This window comes from Halegenticoccus soli (genome assembly GCF_002844195.1).
Lineage (GTDB): Archaea > Halobacteriota > Halobacteria > Halobacteriales > Haloferacaceae > Halegenticoccus > Halegenticoccus soli.
On record NZ_PEND01000012.1, the window covers coordinates 1 to 20,769 of the forward strand.

Here is a 20,769-nt window from a genome sequence, read left to right on the forward strand (position 1 = left end):
CCCTTCCGACTGCGCCCGCTCCGCCTCGGTCCCGTCCAGGACGACCTCCCCCTGGAGCCCCGCTTCCGTCACGCCGGTGATCGCGATGGCGGCCGAACCGTTGAGGTCGCCGAGCAGGTTGCTGTCGAGGCAGAACGGCGGACTCGCGCCGGGCAGAAACGGTCGAAGCTCCTTCACGTCGTAGGTCGTCGACAGCGATTCGACCTTCCCGAGGTGGACAACGCACTCGTCCTGCTTCGACCGCACGCCGACGAGCAGCGGGTAGCGGCCTACCGACGCGGCCAGCCCCTTGATGGTCGTGCCGAGCGAATCGGCGACCGTGACACCGTCGCGTCCGGCTCCCGGCTGCCGGATCTCCACGTTCCGGAGGGTGCTCTCGGGCCGACCGATCAGCTCGATCGCCGCGGTGCCGGGCGCGCGCCCGACGATCCGCAGGTTCTCCGCCGAGACGGACCACTTCTCGGGCGGACGGGCGAGGCTGGGCGCGTAGAAGTTTCCCGCCTTCGGCCGGCGCAGCTTGATTCCGTACGTCGGGGCGTCGATCCTGAGGGTCGTGTCGCGGATCGCCGTGCGGCCGTGTTCGCGGCCGACGACGATCCCGCCCGAACTCGTCGTCCCGCCGAGGTCGGCGACGCGCACCTCGCAGTTCTCGATGAGAGTCTCGTCGCCCTCCTTCAGCCAGATGCCGCGCATGTTCGCCATCCCCGGTCGCGGGTCGTCGACGCGAACCAGGACGTCCTTGACGATCGCCCGCGTGCCGCCGTTGCCCCCGCCGACGCGGATCTGCGCGAGCCCGTTGTTCGCGTACTCGCCGCCGACGACGCGGATCGGACCCCCGTGAGCCGAGGCGTACAGCCCCTGCGTCCCCCAACCCGCGATCCGGCAGTCGCGGAACGTGAGCGACCCGGGGCGGTCGGTCGGGTGGACGAACACCGCCGTCCCGTCCGCCGCGCCGGCCGACATGTCGACGCTCTCCAGCGACAGGTGGGTGTCGGCCCCCGACACGCGCAGGACGAACGCGTGCGTCGTCGTCCCCGTCACGTCCTGTCGCCCCGCGACGACGACGTTCCGGACGACGTTTCGGCCGCCGTCGCAGAGGAGCTGCACCAGCCCGGCGGTTCGTCTCGCGGTGTTGTCGAGGACGAATCCCTCGAACTGAAACGAGCTGACGGCGTCGACGACGATCCAAGCGCCGGCGTACCCCGGGGGGACTTCGAGCACCGCGCCGTCGCCGACCATCCCCACGTTCCTGTAGCCCTGTATCGTCCAGGATCCGTCGATTCGGTACCTCCCTTCGGGGAAGTACAGGAGCGTGTCGTCGGCGACGAGCGAGTCGAGCGTCCCGTTGATCGCCGCCTCGCCCGTCCGGTCGGCTCCGGCGGCCGCGACGTCGACGACGGCGTCGTAGCGGTCCGCGTACGGGATCGCTCCGTCGACCGGCTCCATCGCCGGGCCCGGACGCCCGTCTTCCCTGCGAGCGGCCGGCAGGTCGGACGCGCCTACCCGCCCCGGATCGCCGCCGCAACCGGCCAGGACGGCGCTTCCGAGCGCCGATCCGAGCGCTTTCAGGTACGGCCGCCTCCCCAGCCCCCGGTCGAACCTCTCCTCGGACACGCGTTACTCTCCGTCCGTCCGCGGTTTTGTTATGCTACGATTACCGGCGTCAACGCCGCCGTGTCGCTCGGTGCGTACTGTTAGCACCCGCATTCCAAAGGCCGATGCCCGCCGACTCGTCCACAATGGAGTTCACATTCGAGCGGTACGGCGCGCTCCTCGACGAGCTCACCTCCGCCGGTTACGCCTTCACCGGTTACGAACGGTCCCTCGCCGACGGCGAAGCGATCCTCCGACACGACGTCGACTGGTCGCCGGAGAAGGCGTGTCGGATGGCGGAGATAGAGGCCGACCGCGGCGTGACCGCGACGTACTTCGTCCTCGTCACGAGCCCGTTTTACAACGTCCACTTCGGGGAGATCCGCGACTGCCTCCACAGGATCGAGTCGCTCGGTCACACCGTCGCGCTCCACTTCAGTACGCACCAGTACTGGGACGCGGAGCCGCCCGGCGAGGAGCTCAGACGGCGGGTCGACGAGGAGCAGTCGGTCCTCGGCACCGTCACCCGCGAGATGGGCGACGCCGTCGCCTTTCACATCCCGCCGAGCTGGACGCTCGACCGCTCGTTCGACGGGATCACGAGCGCGTACGAGCCGCGATTTTTCAGCGAGATCGCCTACCGCGCCGACTCCGGCCAGCGCTGGCGCGACGAGCACCCGTTCGACGGGGGCATCCCGGACCGGCTGCAGCTCCTGACGCACCCCGGCCTGTGGGGCGAGACCGACGCCTCGTTCGAAGCGCGTCTGCGGGAGCAGGAGGGCCAGCGCTTCGACGCGACGCGCGAATTCCTGGCCTCGGAGTTCCTCGGGGAAGGTAGCGCATAACAATACTGCGAGGGACTCTCCCGCCATTCATGCGCGTTTCCCGAGCGAGACGGCCCCCGTCGGACGCGACGGAGCTGGCGCTGGCAGGTGTATTGGCGGTCGGATTCTTCGCCCTCGCGGGCGCGACGCTGTTCGCCCACCGCGCGCCGGCCACCGGGTACGAACTATCGATCTACGCGGGAACGCCGACCGCGGTGTGGCTCGGCATCGGCGTCGCGATGGCGGTCGCGACGGTCGGGGCGTTCTTCTCGTCGCCCGGTCTGCTCCGCCGGTCCGCGCTCCTCCTCGGCGGCGGCGGCGTCACCGCGATCGTCGCCATGCCGCTGCTCCGCGGGTACGCCTTCGTCGGCGCGGGCGACTCGCTCAGCCACCTCGGGTGGGCGCGGTCCGTCGTCTCGAACGCCGTCAACCCGGCGAACCTGTTTTATCCCAGCGTCCACACGCTCGCCGCGGCGCTCAGCATCGTCACCGGGAGCGAGCTCTCCCGGATGCTGCTTTTCGTCATCGTGTGCGCGATCGTGGCGTTTCTCGTGTTCGTCCCGCTCTTGCTCCGCGCGGTGACCGACGACGACCGCGTCGTGGTGCTGGGCACCGTCTCGGCGTGGCTCCTGCTCCCGCTCAACCACGTCGCGGTTCACATGATGCCGCACCCGAGCACGCAGGCGATATTCGTCGCCGCGGTCCCCGTCTTCGCCCTCGTTCTGTACCTCAGGCGGGCCGACGACGGGTCCGGCGCCCTGTTCTCCTCGTACGGCGCGCTGTTGCTCCTTGCGAGCGCCGCCCTCGTCCTGTACCACCCGATGCAGGCGGTGAACCTGGTGCTGCTGTTCGGCGCCGTCTCGGCCGTCCAGTTTGCGGTCCGCCGCTGGGACGTCGACTCCGCCGTCGCGGAACACCGGTCGATGTTCGGACAGACGCTGGCCCTCGGCGCGATTCTCGCGGCCTGGCTCGTCCACCGCGAGCGCTTCCAGCGCGCCGTCGTCGGCGTCATCTTCGACCTGTTCGTGCCCGGCGGCGGGTCGTCGACGCAGGTCCAGCAGGTGACGCCCTCGCTGGCGGCGCTCGGCGGCAGCATCGAGACGCTCTTTTCGAAGCTGTTCCTCGTCGGCGCGCTGTACTTCGCGCTCGCCGCGGTGGCGCTCCTCCTGGCCTTCCTGGGCTCCGAGGACGAGTCCCCCGACGCCCGCGCGCTGACCGTCTACTTCGGCGCGGCGCTCGTCCCGCTTTTCGTCCTGTTCGGGCTCTACTTCCTGGGCTCGCCGACGCTCGCGTTCCGCCAGCTCGGGTTCCTCTTCGTCGTCGTGACGCCGCTCGGGGCCCTCGGTTTCCGGCGACTCCTCGACGCCGTCGGCGGCGTCGCCACGCCGGGCGTCGCCCGCGCCGCGGCGGTCGTCGTGCTCGTCTGTCTGCTCGCGCTGTCGCTCGTCGTCGTGTTCCCCTCGCCGTACATCCACAAGACCACCCAGCACGTCTCCGAACAGCAGCTCGCCGGCTATCAGACGGCCTTCGAGCACCGCATGGGGGACACGCCGTACGCGGGGGTCGACAGCGGCACCGACAGGTACGCCGACGCGGTGTACGGCTTCGACGGTCAGCGCACGCTGGCCGGCCCGCCGACGAACACGGAGGTCGTCACGCCGGGTAACTTCTCGAACGCAACGGTCGCGCGCCAGTTCGACTCGGATCGCTACCTCGTGGTCACCCAGTCCGGCGTCGAGCGGGAGGCCACGCTCTACAAGGAACAGCGGTACTCCGTCGCCGGCTTCCAGTCGCTCGAAACCCAGCGCCGGCTCGACAAGGTGCAGTCGAACGACGAGTTCACCCTCTACTTCGTCGACGCGCGGGCGGGCGCTGAAAGCGGCGCATAACAAAACCCTCGACAGTCGTCGGCTGCTGATAGCAGCATGCAGTCGACCTCTACCGCAGACCGCGCGTTCGTGCTGGGATTCGACGGCGTCCCGTGGGACATGCTCCGGGGGTGGGCCGAGGACGGGTACCTCCCGAACTTCAACCGCCTGCTCTCGGAGGGGGCCGCGGGGCCGCTCGGGAGCACGCGACCCGCGTCGACCCCCCTGGCGTGGCCCTCCATCGCAACCGGCGTGTGGCCCGACAAACACGGCGTCTACGGGTTCCAGCGGCTCACCGCCGAGCACCGGCGCGAGCTCTACACGAGCGAGGACGTGTCGCGTCCGCCGCTGTGGGAGATGCTCTCGCCCGCGGTCGTGGGGAACGTCCCGCTGACCTACCCCGCGAGCGAGATCGACGGGACGATGGTGACGGGGATGCTCACGCCGGAGTTCAACGAGCGGTTCACGTACCCCCCGTCGTTCCGCGAGACCGTCCGCGAGGAGATCCCCGGCTACGTCACCGGCCTGTACTACGAGGAGTACCACGACCGCAAGGACGAGTTCCTCGACGCCCTCGAATCCATGGTCGAAAAGCACCGGAAGCTGCTGTCGCTTCTCATGCGCGAGGACGACTGGCGGCTGTTCTTCTTCGTGTTCACGGCCCCGGATCGGCTACAGCACCTCATCTGGGACGAGTCACAGCTCCGGGCGCACTACCGCCTCCTCGACGCGATTCTCGGCGACGTGATGCGGTACGTCGAAGAGCGCGGGGCGACGCTGTACGTCGTCTCGGACCACGGGTTCGGCCCCATCGACAAGCACGCCTGCGCGAACACGCTGCTCGAGGAGCACGGCCTGCTCGTCCGAAAGTCGGCGGGCGGCGGCACCCGCGGCGTGCTCGACCGGGCCGGGTTGACGAAGGAGCGGTTCGTCCGCGCGTTCGACCAGTTCGATCTCGACCTCGGCGCCATCACGAAGCGGCTGCCCCGGGGCCTCGTCGACTCCGTCGCCGAGCAGGTGCCCGGGGACCACGCGCTCTACGACGTCGACTTCTCCCGGACCGCGGCGTTCGTCCACGGCGAGGGGCTCGTCTACGTCAACGACACCGAGCGCTTCGAGAACGGGGCGGTCGCGCCCGATCGGGTCCCGGGGCTCAGAAAGCGCATCGCGAGGGCGTTCGAGGAGTACGTCGACCCCGAGACCGGCGAGCCGGCGTTCGAGGTGTTCGACGGGCCGGAGACGTACCCGAACGATCCGGACGCGCCGGATCTGATCGTCGAGGGCAGACCGGGGTACGAGATCAAGGTCGGCCTGACCGACCGGGTGTGCGTCCCGTCGGACGTCCTGGAGGCGTCTCACCGCCCCGAGGGGATCTTCCTCGCGTGGGGTCCGGACGTCGCGCCCGGCGTCGAACTCGACGGCGCGACCGTCGTCGACGTCGCGCCGACGGTGCTGCACGCGGCGGGCGAGCCGATCCCCGAGGACGCCGACGGTCGCGTGCTGACGGAGCTTTTCGGCCCGGACACCGGGCCCGCACGGGCATCGATCCGGACGGAAGCCTACCGGCGGTCGGCGGGGGGCGAATCTACGGGCGATGACTTCGAGGGCGTCGAGGACCGGCTCCGCGGGCTCGGCTACATGGAATGAGCCGGACCGCGGACGACCCCGGGCGGCCGGAGCGCGGACGGAAGCGCCCCGGACGAACCGTCACACGGACGGTCGGCGAACGGGGAGGGGACTGATGTACGTCCACCACGCCCCGTACTTCCGGCCGACGTGGTTCAGCGCGCGGGAGGTCGGCATCCCCGAGTGGCTGACCGACGGGCGGTGGGTTCCGCCGGGAGAATTCGGTTTGTACACGCACGCGCGCACGGGACTCGCGGCGGCGCTCTCCGACCGCGGCGTCGGCGACGGCGTCGCCCTGGTCCCGTCGTACGCGCCGCCGTCGGTCGTCGGACTGCTCCACCGCGAGTTCGGCCTCCGCGTCGAGTACTTCCCCGTGCGCGGGGACCTGACGGTGCCGACGGACGCGGCCGTCGATCTGATCCGCCGTCGGGAGCCGGCGGTCGTCGTGCTCATCCACTACCTCGGGTTCGAGACGGGCGACGTCGACGACGTCGCCGCCGCGGCCGACGCGGTCGGTGCCGTCCTCGTCGAGGACTGCGCGCGCGGGCTGTTCAGCCGCCGCGCGGACGGCTCCCTGCTCGGATCGGTCGGCGACGTCGCCACGTTCAGCCTCCGGAAGACGCTTCCCGTGCCGAACGGCGGACTCGTCGTCGCGCCGGGAACGCGCCTGCCGTCGCCGGACGCGGAGGCGCGCGAGGCGTCCGCCCTCGTTCGATCGCTGTTCGTCGCGGCGCAGGAACGCCTCGACTCGCCCGCGCCGTCGATCCCCCTGCGGAAGCCGATCGCCGCGACGACGAAGCACGCGACCGCGCTCTGGCAGCTGACGAGCACTTCGCGGACGGGGGCGGGTCCGGGCCCGGCGAGCCGCGCCGATTCGACGGCGGACCACCGCGTCCCGGCGAGGCGACCGGGGCGCGTCTCGCGCCTCGGGCTGCTCCGCTGTCGCCCGGCGGAGATCGTCGCGGCCCGGCGGGCGCGCTACCGCGACCTCCGCGAGCGGCTCGAATCGCTCGACTGTCTCTCCGTCCTCACCCCGCCGCTCGCCGACGGCACCTGCCCGTACGGCGTCGGGGTCCGCCCCCTCGGAGCCGTCTCCGCCGACGCGCTCTGGACCGCGCTCAGGGAGCGCGGCCTGCCCGCCGAGATGCTCGGCTGGGCCCTCGGACCGGACGTTCCGCGCCCGGACTGCCTGGGCGCTGCCGCGCTCCGGCGATCCCTGCTGGTGTTGCCGACGCACCAGCAGCTTCCGCCCGCGTCGGCCCCGCGGACGGCCGAGGCGATCCGCCGAATCGTCGCCGAACGGCGCTGAGCGGCGCGGAAGGGACCGGGTACGGTCGGAAGGGGCTGAATAACAATGGCTCGACGGGACGAGTTCGACGGTAAGATGCCCGGAATCGCTGGGAGTTCATCGGACGACGGCGACGTTTCCGCCATGCTGGAGTCGCTGACGCACGAGCCGTGGTACGAGACGGAGCGAGTTTCGGTCGGAGACGCCGGACTCGGCCTGGCTCACCACGGCGAGCGGGACGCCGCGAGCGACCTGTGGTGGGAGGGCGATGGGATCGTCGGCGTCCTCCACGGCATCGTCTCCTCGGCCCCCCGATCGATATCGGACCCGGGGGAGTTCTTCGCCGCGGTGCTCGATCGCCCCGCCGACGCGCTCGCGGAGATCGACGGCCTCTTCAGCCTCGCCTGCGCGGACCGATCGGGGCGGATCGTTCTCGCGACCGACAAGCTCGGAACCCGGCCGTGTTACTACCGCGACGTGGACGGCCGATCCGGCGCGCCCTTCTCCTTCTCGTCCGAGCTGTCGGCGCTCGCTCCGCGCCTCGACGACCCCGAGCTCGATCCGCGGGCGCTGAGCGACATGGTCTTCCTCGGGTACCCCTGGGGCGAGACGACGCTGCTCGCGGGCGTGTCGGAGCTCCGACCGGCGCGAGTGCTGACGCACGAGAACGGCGAGACGACTGTCGAACGGTACTGGCGGCCGGCGTTCGGCGACGGAACCGGCGACGAGGACGAGTACCCGCGGCGGCTCCTGCGGGCGTACCGTAACTCGGTCCGCGAGGCGGCGGCCACGGTCGACGGTCGGACCGGCCTCTGGCTCTCCGGCGGCCTCGACAGCCGGATGATGGCGTCCGCCCTCCGCGACGAGTTCGACTCGTTCCTGACCATGACGTACGACATCCCCGGCGAGGACGAGTCCGGACCGGCGCGCCGCGTCGCGGAGACCCTCGGCGTCGAGAACGAGCGGATCGAACTCGGCCCGCCGTCCGCGTTCACGAACGTCCTGGACAGGGCGATCCGGCTGACCGACGGGATGCTCGCCTGGTCGTATCTGATCAACACCGCCTACATGCTCGACGGCCGCCTGCGCGGCGCGGCGGACGTCGTCTTCGAGGCCGCGCCGCAGGAGATCTACCTGGGCGAGGATCTCTGGTCGCACCGCCGGCGGACGATCCGCCGGGGGGACGTCGCCGGCGCGCTGGCCGGGAGACACGCGGCGGTCGACGCCGACGCGGCCGCCGCCGTGGTGAACGGCGCGGTCGATCCGATGGACTCGATCCGCGAGGAGGTCGCGATCAACGCGGGGCCGACCCGGGAGGCGACCTTCCGCGACGTCGTCTGGCAGCGGGCGGCCTACTCGCACTTCCGCAGCAGCCGGATTCCGCGCAGTCAGGTCGGAACCAGGGTGCCCTTCGCGGCCAGCGGGTTCCTCGATCTGGCCGCGGATCGGCCGCCGCGGTACCACAAGCAGACCGTGCCGTACACCGGCGGGCGGGTCTCCCTCGCGACGACGCGGCTGAAGCTCGAAATGACGCGGATGATGAGCGGCGGCCTCGATCGGATTCCGTACCAGCGGACGGGGTTCCCGCCGACCGCCCCGCAGTGGCTTCACACCGTCGGGATGGCGGGCAAACGCATCCGCAAGCGGCTGCGCGGACCGAAGCTGTACGCCGAGTGGTACCGGACGGACCCGACGCTGCGGGCGTACCTCGACGGTCTCCTCGACGACGCGGCCGACCGGTCGCACTTCGACGCGGGGGAGATCGAGCGGCTCCGGTCGGAGCACCTGGACGGCGCGCACAACCACATCAAGACCATCGCCGCGATCACGTCGGTCGAACGGTGGACCCAACAGCACCTCGGTCGGACGGCGGAGGTGGCGGCGCCCCCGTTGACCGGTTCGTCATGAGGTGGGTCGTCACGCTCCTGTCGCGGCTCGCGACGCTGACGAGCAGCACCGTCGAACGGGCGGTGCCGGATTGGGGGCCCGCTCCGGCGAACCCCGGCCCGGAGGAGCGGCCGGTACGGGACGTCTGCCTCCTCCTCGGGACGCGGTGGGTGCCGATGCACTTCCACCGGGCCCTCGTCGAGATGGTGACGGAGACGGAGGCCGAACTCGTCTCGATCGTGCTCGCCGGCGAGGAGAATCCGCCCGCGGACGACTCCGCCGGCGGCCTCCTCGGGCGGATCGCGTCCCTCCGGACGCCGGACACGGAGTACGTCGACGTCCTCGCGCAGCCGTACGCCCCGGAGACGGTCGTCAGGACCGAGACCGTCCCCGCGGGCGCCGGGGTGGACCTCCCGGAGGAGGTCATCGACCGGGTCGTCGCCGACGCCGACGTGGCCGTGCAGTACGGGATGGGGATCCTCGGGGGCCGGGTCCTCGACGCGCCGGCCCGCGGCGTCCTGAGTTTCCACCACGGCGACGTTCGGGAGTACCGCGGCGGGGGGTTCGGCTTCTGGGAGTTTCTCAACGGCGAACCCGAGGCGGGTGTCACGCTGCAGATCCTCTCCGACGGGCTGGACACCGGGAAGGTCGTCGCAATCCGCCGGATCGACCTCGACGGGGCCGGCACCCTCGCGGAGGTTCGCCGCCGACTGATGGCCGCGGAGCGGCCCCTCCTGGCGATCGGCGTCCGCCGCCTCAACGACCCGGCGTTCGTCCCCCGCGAGTTCGACGAGGACGACCTCGGGGAGCTGTATCTGTACTCCGACGTCACGACCGCGGTGAAAGTCCGATACGTCCTGACGGAGCTGATCAGGCGGTTCCGGCCGATTCGGGGGTGACGGCCGGGCGGTCCGTCGACAGTCTGCGCATAACAATGGCGATCGGACGCCACCTCGGAGGTATGACGGCCGAGCTTCGAGCCGCCCACGTGGCCTGGTTCCTCGGGAAACCGCTCGCCGGGCGGGGCGGAACCGACGTGTGGCTCACCGGCGTCGACTCCCTCGACGGGGCGACGAGAACGGACCTCGCCTTCTCCGTGTACGACGATCCGGAGCGCATCGAGGCGTCCGACGCCGGGCTGATCATCTGCCCCGAGACGACGCCGGACGTCCCCGGCCGTCCCCTCATCCGAACGGCGGACCCGAAACTCGCGTTCGTCCGCGTCGCCCGGGAGTTCTTCGCGCGATCGATCGACGAGACGGAGATCCACCCGACCGCCGTCGTCGAGGACGGCGCGGAGGTGGGCGAGCGGTGTCGGATCGGCGCGCACGTCTACGTCGGCGACGCCGTCACGATCGGGGACGACTGCCGGATCCACGCCGGGACCGTCGTCGGCGAGGCCGGGTTCGGATTCGCCCGCGATCGGACCGGTCGGCCGCTGCGACAGGTCCACGACGGCGAGGTCGTCATCGAGGACGGGGTCGAGATCGGGGCGAACTGCTCGATCGACCGGGCGGTGTTCGGCGAGACGGTCGTCGGCGAGGGGTCCGTTCTGAGCGGGGGGATCCACATCGCCCACCAGGTGAAAATCGGAGAGAACGTCTCGATAGCGTACGGCTCCGGCGTCTCCGGGAGCACGGAGATCGGCGACGGGGTCGTCGTCCACCCGCACGTCTCGGTCGCGGGGCACCTCACCGTCGGCGACGGCGCCGAACTCGGCATCGGCTCGACCGTGCTCGACGACGTGCCGCCGGACACGACGGTCGTCGGCACGCCGGCCCGTCCGATCTCCGAGCGGCGCTGATCCCGTTCGATTTCGGAGTCGAGCCCGTCCGATCGTCGGCCGATCCCGCATTCGATCGCCGTTCCGACCCGCCCTTTTCGCCCGGCGCACGCGGCCGGTCTCAGTAGACGAGTTCGCCGGTCGAGAGCGCGACGACGGTGTACAGGCGGGCGAGCTCCGCGTCGCTGTACGACGCCTCGCTATCGAGAACCGCCTCGACCCCGTCCGGGTCGAGCGACGTTTCCTCGGCGGAAAGGAGCGATCTCACCGACTCCGGATCCCGCAGCTCGTCGCGCCGCCCGCTCCGGCGGCGTCTGAGCTGCGACACCACCGTGCGCTTGACCGAGGGAAACCGGGACAGCCCGTCGTAGAGCCGGTGTTTGAGCCGGTACTCCACCGACGAGAGCGACGCGCCGAAGTTCGCGTACTCGATGTCCGCCACCGCCGGCGACAGCGCCCCGAGGAACTCGCGGTACAACCCCCGGCGCGCCTTCTGCTCCGGCGGGCAGTTCATCGCGTACTCGAACACCGGCCGGGCGTAGAACGGCGAGAGGCTGGGGAAGTAGTACCGGTTCCGGTCCTCCCCGTGCGTGAGCCAGTTCATCCCCCGCTCGCGGATCAGGAAGTGGACGTGTTTCGCGTCGAGGTCGTCCTCGGGGTACGAGCCGATCCGCTCGCGGACCGACTCCACGAGCCGTTTCTCGTCGATTCCGGCGACGCGGGCGGCGTCCTCCGGCGGGAAGATGCCGTTCGTCTCCACGATGTGCCGGACCAGCGTCCGCTCGGTCGAGAGCGGTCGGCCCGCGGTGAGGTCGGCGAGCACCTTGTCGCCGCCGTCGCCGGTGAGGTACGTGACGCATCCGTAGTCCGCTCGAACCCGCTCGAAGAAGTCGAGGATGAACGCCATCTCCAGGTAGTTCGTCCCCTGCTTCATGTCCAAGAGCAGCGCACGCGCCTCGGGCGAGTCGGACACCGCGTACCGCCGCCACGGGATGTCGAGCGCCCGGGCGACCGACGCGGCGATCGCCGCGTCGTCGTCCAGCCCGACCGCGGCCGACCCCCCGTCCGCGGCCGCTGTCGCCTCGTCGCCGGTCACCCGCTGGAAGGTGGCGGCGACCGCCGGAAGTTCGGCCCGAGCGAACCCCGCCGCGACCGCGCGCGAGTCGAGGCCGCCGCTGAGCGAGATGACGTTCGGCCCCGCGACCTCGGAGCGTCGTCGGCACGCGTCGACGAAGCGCGACGCGAGCGCCTCGGCGTTCTCCGCGGGCGTCCGATCGGCGTGTTCGTTCCCCTCGAAGCGGTGCCGGTGGAGCCAAGTCGCTTCCGCGCCGTCGCGGAGGTCGACCCGCGCGCCCGGCGGCACCTGCTCTACGCCCTCGAACGGCGTCCGCGTCCCGAGGGAGTAGCCGAACAGCAACTGCTGGCCTATCGCGACGCGGTCCAGTTCGAGCGGCGCTCCGAGGCGGTCTGCGAGGTGCCGGACGAACTTCAGCTCGCGGGAGACGATCGTCGTCCCGCCGACGGTCGCACAGTACGCCGGGAACCGCCCCAGCGCGTCGGAGAGGACGGTCACGTCGCCCGTGTCGCCGTCGACGACGGCCAGGAGGAACTCCCTGTCGCCCGTTCGGAGCCACTCGCGGACGGCCGCGTCGTCGCCTGCCCGGAGCGATCGGACGACCGATCGGATCTCCCCTTCGACGTCCGCGGCGTCGTGGAGATACCCCTCGAGAAACGCCGCCCACCCGTCTCCGTCGACGCGCCTGATCGGGTACGAATCGTACCCCGTGTGTGCGACCACCGTGCCCGACGCCCGGAGGTGGTCGTAGGCGCTGTATACGTCAGTGAACCGAACGGCGTCGAGCGATTCGGAAATTCCGCCCGCACCGACGGTATCGGCTCCCTGAACGATGCTGAGGCCAGGCATAACCGGGAGTTTGTTACGGACTACTAAAGTTAATCAGCGCGTTCAGATCGCTCCGGCGACTAGTCTGCGCCTTCCGCGGCGGCGCAGTCTGACCATAACAATGGCTCGACCGCTCCGACTGTCGGGTGCGGTCGCTGGAGGAAGGGTCGCTCAGTGGCAGAGCACCATCGGTTCTCCGGTGGGGGCCGTCAGGCCTCGCGTGGTTCGAATCCCGCCCCTTCCGCTTCGCTCCGTTCGCCCTTCGAGAGGACTCGTTCGTACACGGAATAGATCCCCTCGCCCATCCGTTCGAGGCTCAGTTCGCGCATCGCGGCGCGGCCGTCGGACCGCCCGCCGCGGCGGAGAACGTTCGCCAGGCCCTCGATCAGCTCGTCGTCGCTCCGGCAGACGGCGGTCCCCTCGACGCCGTCGAGGCGCTCCCGGACGTCGCCGACGTCCGTCGAGACGACCGGCACGTTGCAGGCCAGCGCCTCCTTGACCGCGTTCGGCGAGCCCTCCCGCTTCGAGGTGAGAAGGAGCGCCCCGGCGGCGTTCATGTACACCGGCATCCGCGAGTGGGGCAGTCCGCTCACCGTGTGGAGCTCGACGGGCGCGTCGAGCGTCGCGTCGACGGCGTCGACGACCCGCTTCGCCCGCGGGTAGTCCTTGACGCTCCGATCCGTGTCATAGGGGAACAGCACGTGGTACGCCGACTCGTCCCAGCCGAGCTCCGCCCTGGCTTCGTCCCGCGGCATCGGCCGGAACAGCTCCAGGTCGACGCCGTGCGGGATGACGGTGCAGTCGCGGCCGAGCTCGTCCCGCATCGGCTCCGACATGACGATCACCTCGTCGAAAAAGCGCGCGCAGGCCCTGCTCAGCGCGCCGTACCGCCCGTGCAGGTCCGAGCCCCAGAGGGTGAGCACGATCGGCCGCGTCGGCTGGGCGAGCGCCATCGGCGCGGTCAAGCCGTAGTTCGCGTGGACGATGTCGTACGAGCCGAGCGACCGCCCGAGCACCCGGGGGAAGAACCGGAGGTAGTCCGCCGCCGACCGGGTCGCGCCGTTCATCGCCGACCCCGGAACCGACAGCGTGGTGCAGGTGACGCCGCGCGATTCGAGGGCGCGGACCTGGAGTTTGAAGAATCGGGCCTCCGCGTTCGTGGTGAGGTTGAGAACGTGCATGCTGGTTCTGTCCACCCTCCGGGCGGATGCGGTGGTATCCACGGCTTGTCGGGCGTCTCTCTTTGTTATCCTCACCCTGAATCGCCCCCGCGTCGTGCGATCGGCGGGGCCGCCCCGTCCCTCGATTTCGTCCCGTCGAGGCGCGCTTTTCGGGTAGCGACGGCATAACAAAGACCGGATGACCGGTACACTCGGGTAGAATGCGGTACCTGATATTCACGAACACCCCGGCGCACGTCCACGTCTACAAAAACGTCGTGCGGAAATTACAGGAGCGCGGCCACACCGTCCACATTCTCGCCCGCAATTACACCTGCACGGTGCCGCTGCTCGAACACTACGACCTCCCGCACGGCATGTACGGCCGGCACGACGCGACGGCGTACTCGACGCTCGACTTCGGGCGCGAGCTCGCGTGGCACCTGATCAAGGTGCCCGTCGAGGCGCGCAGCTTCGACCCCGACGTCGTGTTCGGCTGCGGGGCGTACGCCGCGTACGCCGGCACCGCGACCGGCGCGCGGACGATCCTCCTCCGCGACTCCGCGCCCGGGACGTTCCTGCCGAAGCTGTCGAGCAAGTTCGCCGACCTCGTGCTGACGCCGGACGTCTACGGGCTGGACCTCGGGCCGAACCACTACACCTTCGCCGGGCTCAAAGAATGCGCGTACCTCCACCCCGACGTGTTCGAGCCCGACCCCGAGGTCAGAGAGCACCTCGGCGTCGGACCGGACGAGCGGTACGCCATCCTCCGGTTCAACGCGTTCGACGCGATGCACGACGCCGGCAAGGCGGGGTTCACCCCGGCGCAGCGGCGCGCGCTCGTAGAGCGGCTGAGCGAACACGTCCGGGTGTTCGTCTCCGACGAGGGCGGGCGGATGCGCTTCGACGACCTGCCCGCCGAACCGTACGACATCCCCCCGGCGCTCATCCACGACGCGCTCGCGGAGGCGTCGCTGCTCGTCGCGGACACCGGGACGATGGTCACGGAGGCGGCGCTCGTCGGGACGCCGGCGATCCGGTCGAGCGCGTTCATCGACCAGGAGTTCGGCGAGTTCTCCGAGCTCGAACGGTGGGGGCTCATCGAGAACATCACCGACTACGACGCCGTCGTCGAGCGGTCCGAGGAGCTGCTCGCTGACGGCGACGCGGGGGAGCGCTGGGCGGAAAAGCGGGCGGCGTACATGGAGGACCGGCTCAACCTCACCGACCTCCTGGTGGACGTCGCGACCGACCCGACGGCCGTCGACCGTCTCGACACCGTCTCGAAGCGCGCGCCGGCGAAAACGTCTCCGATCTGAAATGTACCGGGGCGCGACGGTCGGGGCGGTCGTCCCGGCGTACAACGAGGGGGGGTTCATCGGCGAGGTCATCGACACGCTCCCGGAGTTCGTCGACCGGGCGTACGTCGTCGACGACGGGTCGACCGACGGGACGTGGGGGGAGATCGTCCGCCACGCCGAGCGCGCGAACGAGCGGTGGCGCGCCGAGGCGCCGCGCACCGACGGCGGCGTCGGCTTCGACCGCCGAGTCGTCCCGGTCCGCCACGAGCGGAACCGGGGCGTCGGCGGCGCGATCAAGACCGGGTACGGGCGGGCGCTCGAGGACGGGGTCGACGTGACGACGGTGATAAGCGGCGACGGGCAGACGGAGCCCGACATCGTCGAGCGGATCATCCGCCCGGTGGCGGACGGCCGAGCGGACTACGCCAAGGGGAACCGCCTCCGCGGCCGGGACCGGGACTCGATGCCGCCGTTCAGGCAGTTCGGCAACTTCGTCCTCTCGCTCCTGACGAAGATCGCCAGCGGCTACTGGAAGGTCGCCGACCCGCAGAACGGCTCGACTGCGATCTCCCACGAGGCGCTGGTCGAGCTGGACCTCGACTCGCTGTACGAGGACTACGGCTTCGCGAACGATCTCCTCGTCCGGCTCAACGTCCACGGAATGCGCGTCGCGGACGTGTCCCGCCGGGCGGTGTACAAGGACGAGACGAGCCACATCCGCTACAAGACGTTCGTCCCGCGGCTCTCGAAGCTCCTCCTCCGGGACTTCCTCTGGCGGCTCCGCGCGAAGTACCTGACCGACGACTTCCACCCGCTCCCGTTCTTCTACTACTTCGGCGCCTTCGCCGCGTCGGTCGGGCTGCTGTCGCTGTTCCGCCGGATCGCCCGGCGCGACGGCGACGCGCTCGACGCGCTGACCCTGTTTCTCCTCGGGTGGCTGTTCATGCTCTTCGCCATGGTGTTCGATCTTCGGCAGAACGAGGACCTGCAGGTCCTCGTCTACGACCACCCCGACGACTGATAGGGAGTATCGGAGCCAACCGGCGGTTCCGAAGCCCGTCCGTGGACGGCGTCTCTCGGCTCTTCGCCGAGAATCTCTGAACTCCTCCGATACTCCCTCTGAGTCCCCGCTCCCGTCCCGTCTCTCCCCGGTACCGGCCGTTTCTCCCCGTTCGGCCCGTTCGATGCACTCCCGCCGTCGGACGCGGTCCCCGCTTCCGATCGTTCCCTCCGAACCGGCGTCGAACCGTTCCTTTCGAAACGAGTCGCGCCCGCCCGCTTCGCAGGGGCGGTTGCTCGGGCCGTCAGTCCCCGCCGGTCGACTGACTACCGGTCGGTGTCGGGAGGTACCGCCGGACCAGCGGGATCCGCACGCCGATCCGCTCTTCGACGACCTCGATCACGACGCGGTCTTCCGACTGGAGGCCGCCCCCCGCGGCGACGACGCCGATTGCGGCCAGCCCGACGGCGACGAGGAACGGGAGGAGCGTCAGGGCCGAAAGCGAGACGTACCGCGCGAACAGCGCCGCCGGCGGCAGCAGGCAGACGGGCAGCAGCGCGAACGTCCGGACGTTCGCGGGCGAGATCGGCGAGATGTCGAAGTACACCTTCAGAACGCCGTTGACGATGCCGTGGACGATGACGACGGACAGCGCGGACGTGATCGCCGCGCCGATGAAGCCGTACATCGGGATCAACACGAGGTTCAGGAGGAAGTTGAAGACGAACCCGGACAGGTTCGCGACGAGGATGAACTTGGTGTAGCCGACCGCCGAAAGCGCCTCGCGGTTCCGCCCGACCGCCGCGTTCAGGAAGAAGCCGACCGCGAGGATCGGCAGCGCGGCCGCGGCCGCCTCGTACCCCTCGCCGAAGGTGATCCGCATGACGTCCTCCGGAAAGAGGAGAAACGTCAGGAACGCCGGGAAGGTGACGATGTATACCCACTTGGTGGTCGTCCGGTAGATCCGGTTGAGCTCCTCGTGTTCGCCGTCCGCGTCGAGCCGCGAGGCGATGGGCAGGAACATGAACCCGAACGCCGAGAGGACGACGAGCATCCCGGCGGCGATGGAGTACGACGCGTCGTACAGCCCGGCCTGGGTGGACGACTTGAAGTAGCTCACCATGACGGTGTCCGTCTTCGTGAGCAGCAGCGACATCATAGTCGACACGATGAGCGGCGCGGAGAACACGAGCATCTCGCGGACGTGGGTCCGGTACGGCCCCCGGAGCGGCATCAGCCGCCGCAGGAGGTAGTGGCCGAACGCGAACGAGAGCGCCGCCGCGACGAGGTACGCGTACCCGGCGGCGAGGACGTCCATGCCGAGCAGCAGCAGCCCGACGATGAGGCCGATCCGGCCGATCGGGTAGAGCAGGTCCTGCACGTACATCCGGTACAGGGTGTTCTCGAAGCCCCGGATGGTGTTCACCACGACCTGCTGGCCGACGACGAACGGGACCGCGAGCGCGAACACCCTGACGAGCGCGACCGCCTCCGGCCTGTCGAACAGCGCGGCCGCGATGAGATCCGCCTTCAGGAAGATCGCCCCGGCGAGGACGAGGCTGATCGCGCCCGTGAAGACGAGCCCGCCGAGCCAGACGCCGCGCCTGTCCGCCGACTCGTCGTACCGCGACAGGTAGCGGGGGATGCCCTGGGAGAACCCGACGAGCGCGAACGTCGTCGCGAAGGTCAACACCGCTATCGCGACGGCCACCTCGCCGTACTTGCTCGGCGAGAGCAGCCGGCCGATGACGATGCGCTCGACCAGCGTCCCCCCCGAACTGATGAGCCCGCCGACGATGACGAGACTGGCACTCGACAGCAGCGTCTTGAGATCCTCTCCGGAGTCGGCCATCAGAGGTACCCGAGGTCCTCCAGTCGTTCGGTCACCTCCCCGTCGTCGGTTCCCTTTCGCTCCGCCGTGCCGAACTCGACGTCGGGGTACTCGCGGGTTCGAACCGGCACGGAGAGCAGGTCGGGCGGGACGCGTCCGGTCATGCGCGTCGGCACCGGCTTGCCGAGCAGGGACATGCAGATCGGCGCGACGTCGGTGAGCGACAGCGTCTCCGGCGCGGCGCCTCCGAAGTCCGGACCGGCGCCGACGAAGACGCCCTCGCGCTTGTGGTCGTGGGTGTCGACGGAGAGGAACCGCCTGCCGTACAGCGAGATCGCGATCTGGTTGTCCATCCCCCGCGGGAGGAACAGCACGTCGTCGGCGTCCTCGAGGTACGGGCCGTCGTACACCTCCTCGCGCCGCTTCACGAACTCGAACGCCGGTTTCCCGTCCGGCGTTTCGAGTCCCGACAGGAGCTCGATGATCTCGTCGCGGACCGCCTCATACTCGGACTGGGGAACGACGCCGTGCGGTTCGCGCCCCTCGAGGTTCACCCGGACGCCGAGCCGGGCGCTGCTTCGGCAGTAAGCCCTCGACTTGCGCCAGTCCACGCTCTCGCCGGTCGCGCCGCGGACGGCGGCCGGCGTCACGGCCAGGAGCGCGTCCTCGACGCCGAACCGGCGGGCGGTCGCGTACACGTCGGCCGGGGAGACGCCGATCCGATCGAGCGCCATCCCGGCGCGCGTCAGCGCCCGCGACAGCGCGCTGTCGCCGTCCCGTTTCCCGTCCGACGTCAGGTCGGACTTCACGGCGTCGAGCGTCGGGCGCGATCCCTCGCTCGTCGTCTCCACGTAGCCGCGGCGCTTCAGCACCTCGTTGACGTAGATCCGGTGTCCCCGCGTCGGGCCGATCCCGTGGTCGGAGCAGACGACGACGTTGGCGTCCTCTCCGACCGCGTCGCGGACGTCTCCGACGAGCTCGTCCGCGGCGGCGTACACCTTCCGGAACGCCTCGGCTTTGCCGAAGTTGTGAAACACCGCGTCCGTCTTCTGCACCTGGACGAACGCGAACTCCCAGTCGGCCGATTCGAGGAGCGCGAGCGCCGCGCGTCGACGCGCGTCGATGAGCTCGAGGTAGCCGGCGAGCTTTTCCTTCTTGTCGGCGGACGTTTCCGCCCGCGAGTAGATGCGGTACTCCTCGCCGATCGCTTCGGAGAGCTGCTCCCGGATCCCCTCGGGATAGCCGGGCGTGTCCTCGGTCGCGAGGTAGCCGGGCACCAGCGCGCCGTCGACCGGCTCCGCCGGGTGCGTCACCGGGACGTTCATCACCGCGACCCGCGATCCCTCGGCGTTCAAGTAGTTCCAGATCGCGGGGGCGTCGACGTCGTTCCGAGACACGACGCGCCCCTCGTCGGGGTAGTACTCGTAGTCGAAGAAGCTGTACACGCCGTGGTAGCTCGGATCGACCCCCGTGTACATCGAGGGCCAGGCGCTCCCGGTCCAGGGGGGAAACGTGGACCGGAGCGGCGCTTCGACGCCCGCTTCGCGGAGCGCCTGGAGGTTCGGCGTCGAGTCGGCGAACTGATCGAGGTAGCGGAAGTCGAGCGCGTCGAACCCGAGTACGACCGTCCGGTGGGTTTCGTCCGTCATCAGTGGTTGAGAAGGCTGTACGCTCTCTTCGCCACGTCCATGCCCCGACCGCCGGACTCGACGACGTAGTACGGGACGAGCTCGGCGCCGAACTTCGCCTTGTAGCGGCAGAGCCGCTCGGTGTTCGCGCCCATGAGGTCGTAGGCATGGACGGAGTCGATCGGCGGGTCGTCGACGATGTCTTCGATGATACGCCAGTGGACCAGACTGTTGACGCTCGTCCCGTCGTACGTCGCCCTGGTGCCGCCCTGCCAGAAGTAGGCCACGTCGTTCGAGTAGAGGACGGTGATGCCGCTCAGGTGCTCTCCGTCCGGCGTCCGGGCGAGGTAGACGCGGCAGCGGTCCTCCTCGGCGAGCGACGCGGTGAGGTCGCGGACGTACGGCCACTGGAGGCGGTACTGCTCGCCCTGTTCTTCGTACCGCGACTTCGCGTCGTCGTACACCACCCGCGCGCCCTCCTCGGGCGAGACGCGTTCGACGACGACGTCGGTCTCCCGCGCGTCCCTGATCTCCCGGCGCAGGCTCTTGCTGAAGGACGAGAGGAGGGCGTCGGGGGACGTCTCCGAGAGCGACAGCGCGTACGTGAAGAACGGATCGACGTCGAGATCCTGCCAGACGTAGGGACGGGGGTCGTCGTACGCCGTGCCGCACACCATCCGGAGGAGGCTGAGAGAGGAGTCGACCGCGAGCTCTTCGAGAACCAGCTCCGTGAACTCGCGGTTGACGCGCTCTCGCTTCCGCCGCTTGGGGCTCGGCGACATCAGAACGGGGCCGAGGCGCGGAACGCCCATCGCGGGCGGCGGCGACAGCACGGCGGTTCCGACGGACTGCCGTCGCAAAACCACGGGGAGGAGGGCAATCGGCTGCTCCCCCTTGAACCCGCCGTACAGTCGGAGCTGCCCGGACGTGTACTCGTCGAGTACGTCCAGCGCCGCGGGCGTGTGAAACACCTCGAAACCGGACGACGGCAAGGCGTCTCCCCACGCTGCCAGATCAAGCTGCTCGACTCTCATTAGCGCACGTCTCAACAGGCGGTCGCCACTTTGTTATCCACCC

15 protein-coding genes and 1 tRNA gene are annotated in these 20,769 nt (G+C 70.0%); 10 read left to right on the forward strand and 6 right to left on the reverse strand.

Going from position 1 to position 20,769, the window contains the following annotated elements; genetic code table 11:
* Positions 1 to 1,614, reverse strand: a 1,614-nt coding sequence (locus CNO20_RS21795) for a pectate lyase family protein (protein ID WP_101298321.1), incomplete at its 3' end; no start/stop codon positions are given.
* 125 nt (positions 1,615 to 1,739) lie between these two features.
* On the opposite strand from CNO20_RS21795, the gene CNO20_RS21800 reads away from it, so the two are divergent.
* The 7 genes from CNO20_RS21800 to CNO20_RS21830 all read left to right on the forward strand — a co-directional run bounded on the left by CNO20_RS21800 (position 1,740) and on the right by CNO20_RS21830 (position 10,890).
* Complete coding sequence (locus CNO20_RS21800; protein ID WP_143423325.1) at positions 1,740 to 2,438, forward strand: polysaccharide deacetylase family protein; 699 nt, start codon at positions 1,740 to 1,742, stop codon at positions 2,436 to 2,438.
* A gap of 29 nt (positions 2,439 to 2,467) precedes the next feature.
* Complete coding sequence (locus tag CNO20_RS21805) at positions 2,468 to 4,306, forward strand: hypothetical protein (protein WP_143423326.1); 1,839 nt, start codon at positions 2,468 to 2,470, stop codon at positions 4,304 to 4,306.
* A 36-nt stretch (positions 4,307 to 4,342) separates the two neighbouring features.
* Entirely contained in the window at positions 4,343 to 5,932 is a 1,590-nt protein-coding gene (locus CNO20_RS21810; RefSeq protein WP_101298324.1) for an alkaline phosphatase family protein, read from the forward strand.
* Between the two features lie 94 nt (positions 5,933 to 6,026).
* Positions 6,027 to 7,220: a DegT/DnrJ/EryC1/StrS family aminotransferase gene (locus CNO20_RS21815; protein ID WP_101298325.1), complete on the forward strand. Its 1,194-nt coding sequence runs from the start codon at positions 6,027 to 6,029 to the stop codon at positions 7,218 to 7,220.
* A 45-nt stretch (positions 7,221 to 7,265) separates the two neighbouring features.
* Positions 7,266 to 9,107 carry an asparagine synthase-related protein gene (locus CNO20_RS21820; protein WP_101298326.1) on the forward strand — a complete coding sequence of 614 codons (1,842 nt, stop codon included), beginning with the start codon at positions 7,266 to 7,268 and terminating at the stop codon, positions 9,105 to 9,107.
* The gene (locus CNO20_RS21825) at positions 9,104 to 9,985 is read left to right on the forward strand and encodes a formyltransferase family protein (RefSeq protein WP_101298327.1); all 882 of its coding nucleotides are present in this window, start codon (positions 9,104 to 9,106) and stop codon (positions 9,983 to 9,985) included. Before CNO20_RS21820 ends, CNO20_RS21825 begins: the two co-directional genes overlap by 4 nt.
* Before the next feature lie 62 nt (positions 9,986 to 10,047).
* The gene (locus CNO20_RS21830; protein ID WP_158237469.1) at positions 10,048 to 10,890 is read left to right on the forward strand and encodes a DapH/DapD/GlmU-related protein; all 843 of its coding nucleotides are present in this window, start codon (positions 10,048 to 10,050) and stop codon (positions 10,888 to 10,890) included.
* 100 nt (positions 10,891 to 10,990) lie between these two features.
* Here the strand turns inward: CNO20_RS21830 and CNO20_RS21835 are convergent, their stop codons facing one another.
* Positions 10,991 to 12,793, reverse strand: coding sequence for an asparagine synthase-related protein (locus tag CNO20_RS21835; RefSeq protein WP_101298329.1), 1,803 nt, complete (start codon positions 12,791 to 12,793; stop codon positions 10,991 to 10,993).
* A 139-nt stretch (positions 12,794 to 12,932) separates the two neighbouring features.
* Here CNO20_RS21835 and CNO20_RS21840 point away from each other — a divergent pair.
* Positions 12,933 to 13,016, forward strand: a tRNA-OTHER gene (locus CNO20_RS21840).
* On the opposite strand, the gene CNO20_RS21845 is transcribed toward CNO20_RS21840, so the two are convergent.
* Entirely contained in the window at positions 12,982 to 13,953 is a 972-nt protein-coding gene (locus tag CNO20_RS21845) for a glycosyltransferase (RefSeq protein ID WP_101298330.1), read from the reverse strand. The genes CNO20_RS21840 and CNO20_RS21845 overlap by 35 nt on opposite strands.
* A 200-nt stretch (positions 13,954 to 14,153) precedes the next feature.
* Here CNO20_RS21845 and CNO20_RS21850 point away from each other — a divergent pair, with 200 nt between their 5' ends.
* A complete protein-coding gene (locus CNO20_RS21850) occupies positions 14,154 to 15,251 on the forward strand; it encodes a DUF354 domain-containing protein (protein ID WP_101298331.1) in 1,098 nt (365 codons plus the stop codon).
* A 1-nt stretch (position 15,252) separates the two neighbouring features.
* A complete protein-coding gene (locus CNO20_RS21855) occupies positions 15,253 to 16,254 on the forward strand; it encodes a glycosyltransferase family 2 protein (protein WP_101298332.1) in 1,002 nt (333 codons plus the stop codon).
* A gap of 283 nt (positions 16,255 to 16,537) precedes the next feature.
* On the opposite strand, the gene CNO20_RS21860 is transcribed toward CNO20_RS21855, so the two are convergent.
* The 3 genes from CNO20_RS21860 to CNO20_RS21870 are packed head-to-tail and all read right to left on the reverse strand — an operon-like array spanning position 16,538 to position 20,726.
* Positions 16,538 to 18,085, reverse strand: a complete 1,548-nt coding sequence (locus tag CNO20_RS21860; protein WP_101298333.1) for a flippase — start codon at positions 18,083 to 18,085, stop codon at positions 16,538 to 16,540.
* On the reverse strand, positions 18,085 to 19,713 hold the full coding sequence (locus tag CNO20_RS21865) for an alkaline phosphatase family protein (RefSeq protein ID WP_101298334.1): 1,629 nt from the start codon (positions 19,711 to 19,713) through the stop codon (positions 18,085 to 18,087). The genes CNO20_RS21860 and CNO20_RS21865 overlap by 1 nt, the downstream gene beginning before the upstream one ends.
* Positions 19,713 to 20,726: a GNAT family N-acetyltransferase gene (locus CNO20_RS21870; RefSeq protein ID WP_101298335.1), complete on the reverse strand. Its 1,014-nt coding sequence runs from the start codon at positions 20,724 to 20,726 to the stop codon at positions 19,713 to 19,715. The genes CNO20_RS21865 and CNO20_RS21870 overlap by 1 nt, the downstream gene beginning before the upstream one ends.
* Positions 20,727 to 20,769: the final 43 nt, after the last annotated feature.

Coding starts and splice junctions, on each gene's coding strand:
- CNO20_RS21860 (WP_101298333.1), bottom strand. CDS start 18,085: ATGGCCGACTCCGGAGAGGATCTCAAGACGCTGCTGTCGAGTGCCAGT.
- CNO20_RS21820 (WP_101298326.1), top strand. CDS start 7,266: ATGGCTCGACGGGACGAGTTCGACGGTAAGATGCCCGGAATCGCTGGG.
- CNO20_RS21845 (WP_101298330.1), bottom strand. CDS start 13,953: ATGCACGTTCTCAACCTCACCACGAACGCGGAGGCCCGATTCTTCAAA.
- CNO20_RS21800 (WP_143423325.1), top strand. CDS start 1,740: ATGGAGTTCACATTCGAGCGGTACGGCGCGCTCCTCGACGAGCTCACC.
- CNO20_RS21815 (WP_101298325.1), top strand. CDS start 6,027: ATGTACGTCCACCACGCCCCGTACTTCCGGCCGACGTGGTTCAGCGCG.
- CNO20_RS21870 (WP_101298335.1), bottom strand. CDS start 20,726: ATGAGAGTCGAGCAGCTTGATCTGGCAGCGTGGGGAGACGCCTTGCCG.
- CNO20_RS21865 (WP_101298334.1), bottom strand. CDS start 19,713: ATGACGGACGAAACCCACCGGACGGTCGTACTCGGGTTCGACGCGCTC.
- CNO20_RS21805 (WP_143423326.1), top strand. CDS start 2,468: ATGCGCGTTTCCCGAGCGAGACGGCCCCCGTCGGACGCGACGGAGCTG.
- CNO20_RS21825 (WP_101298327.1), top strand. CDS start 9,104: ATGAGGTGGGTCGTCACGCTCCTGTCGCGGCTCGCGACGCTGACGAGC.
- CNO20_RS21810 (WP_101298324.1), top strand. CDS start 4,343: ATGCAGTCGACCTCTACCGCAGACCGCGCGTTCGTGCTGGGATTCGAC.
- CNO20_RS21830 (WP_158237469.1), top strand. CDS start 10,048: ATGACGGCCGAGCTTCGAGCCGCCCACGTGGCCTGGTTCCTCGGGAAA.
- CNO20_RS21855 (WP_101298332.1), top strand. CDS start 15,253: ATGTACCGGGGCGCGACGGTCGGGGCGGTCGTCCCGGCGTACAACGAG.
- CNO20_RS21850 (WP_101298331.1), top strand. CDS start 14,154: ATGCGGTACCTGATATTCACGAACACCCCGGCGCACGTCCACGTCTAC.
- CNO20_RS21835 (WP_101298329.1), bottom strand. CDS start 12,793: ATGCCTGGCCTCAGCATCGTTCAGGGAGCCGATACCGTCGGTGCGGGC.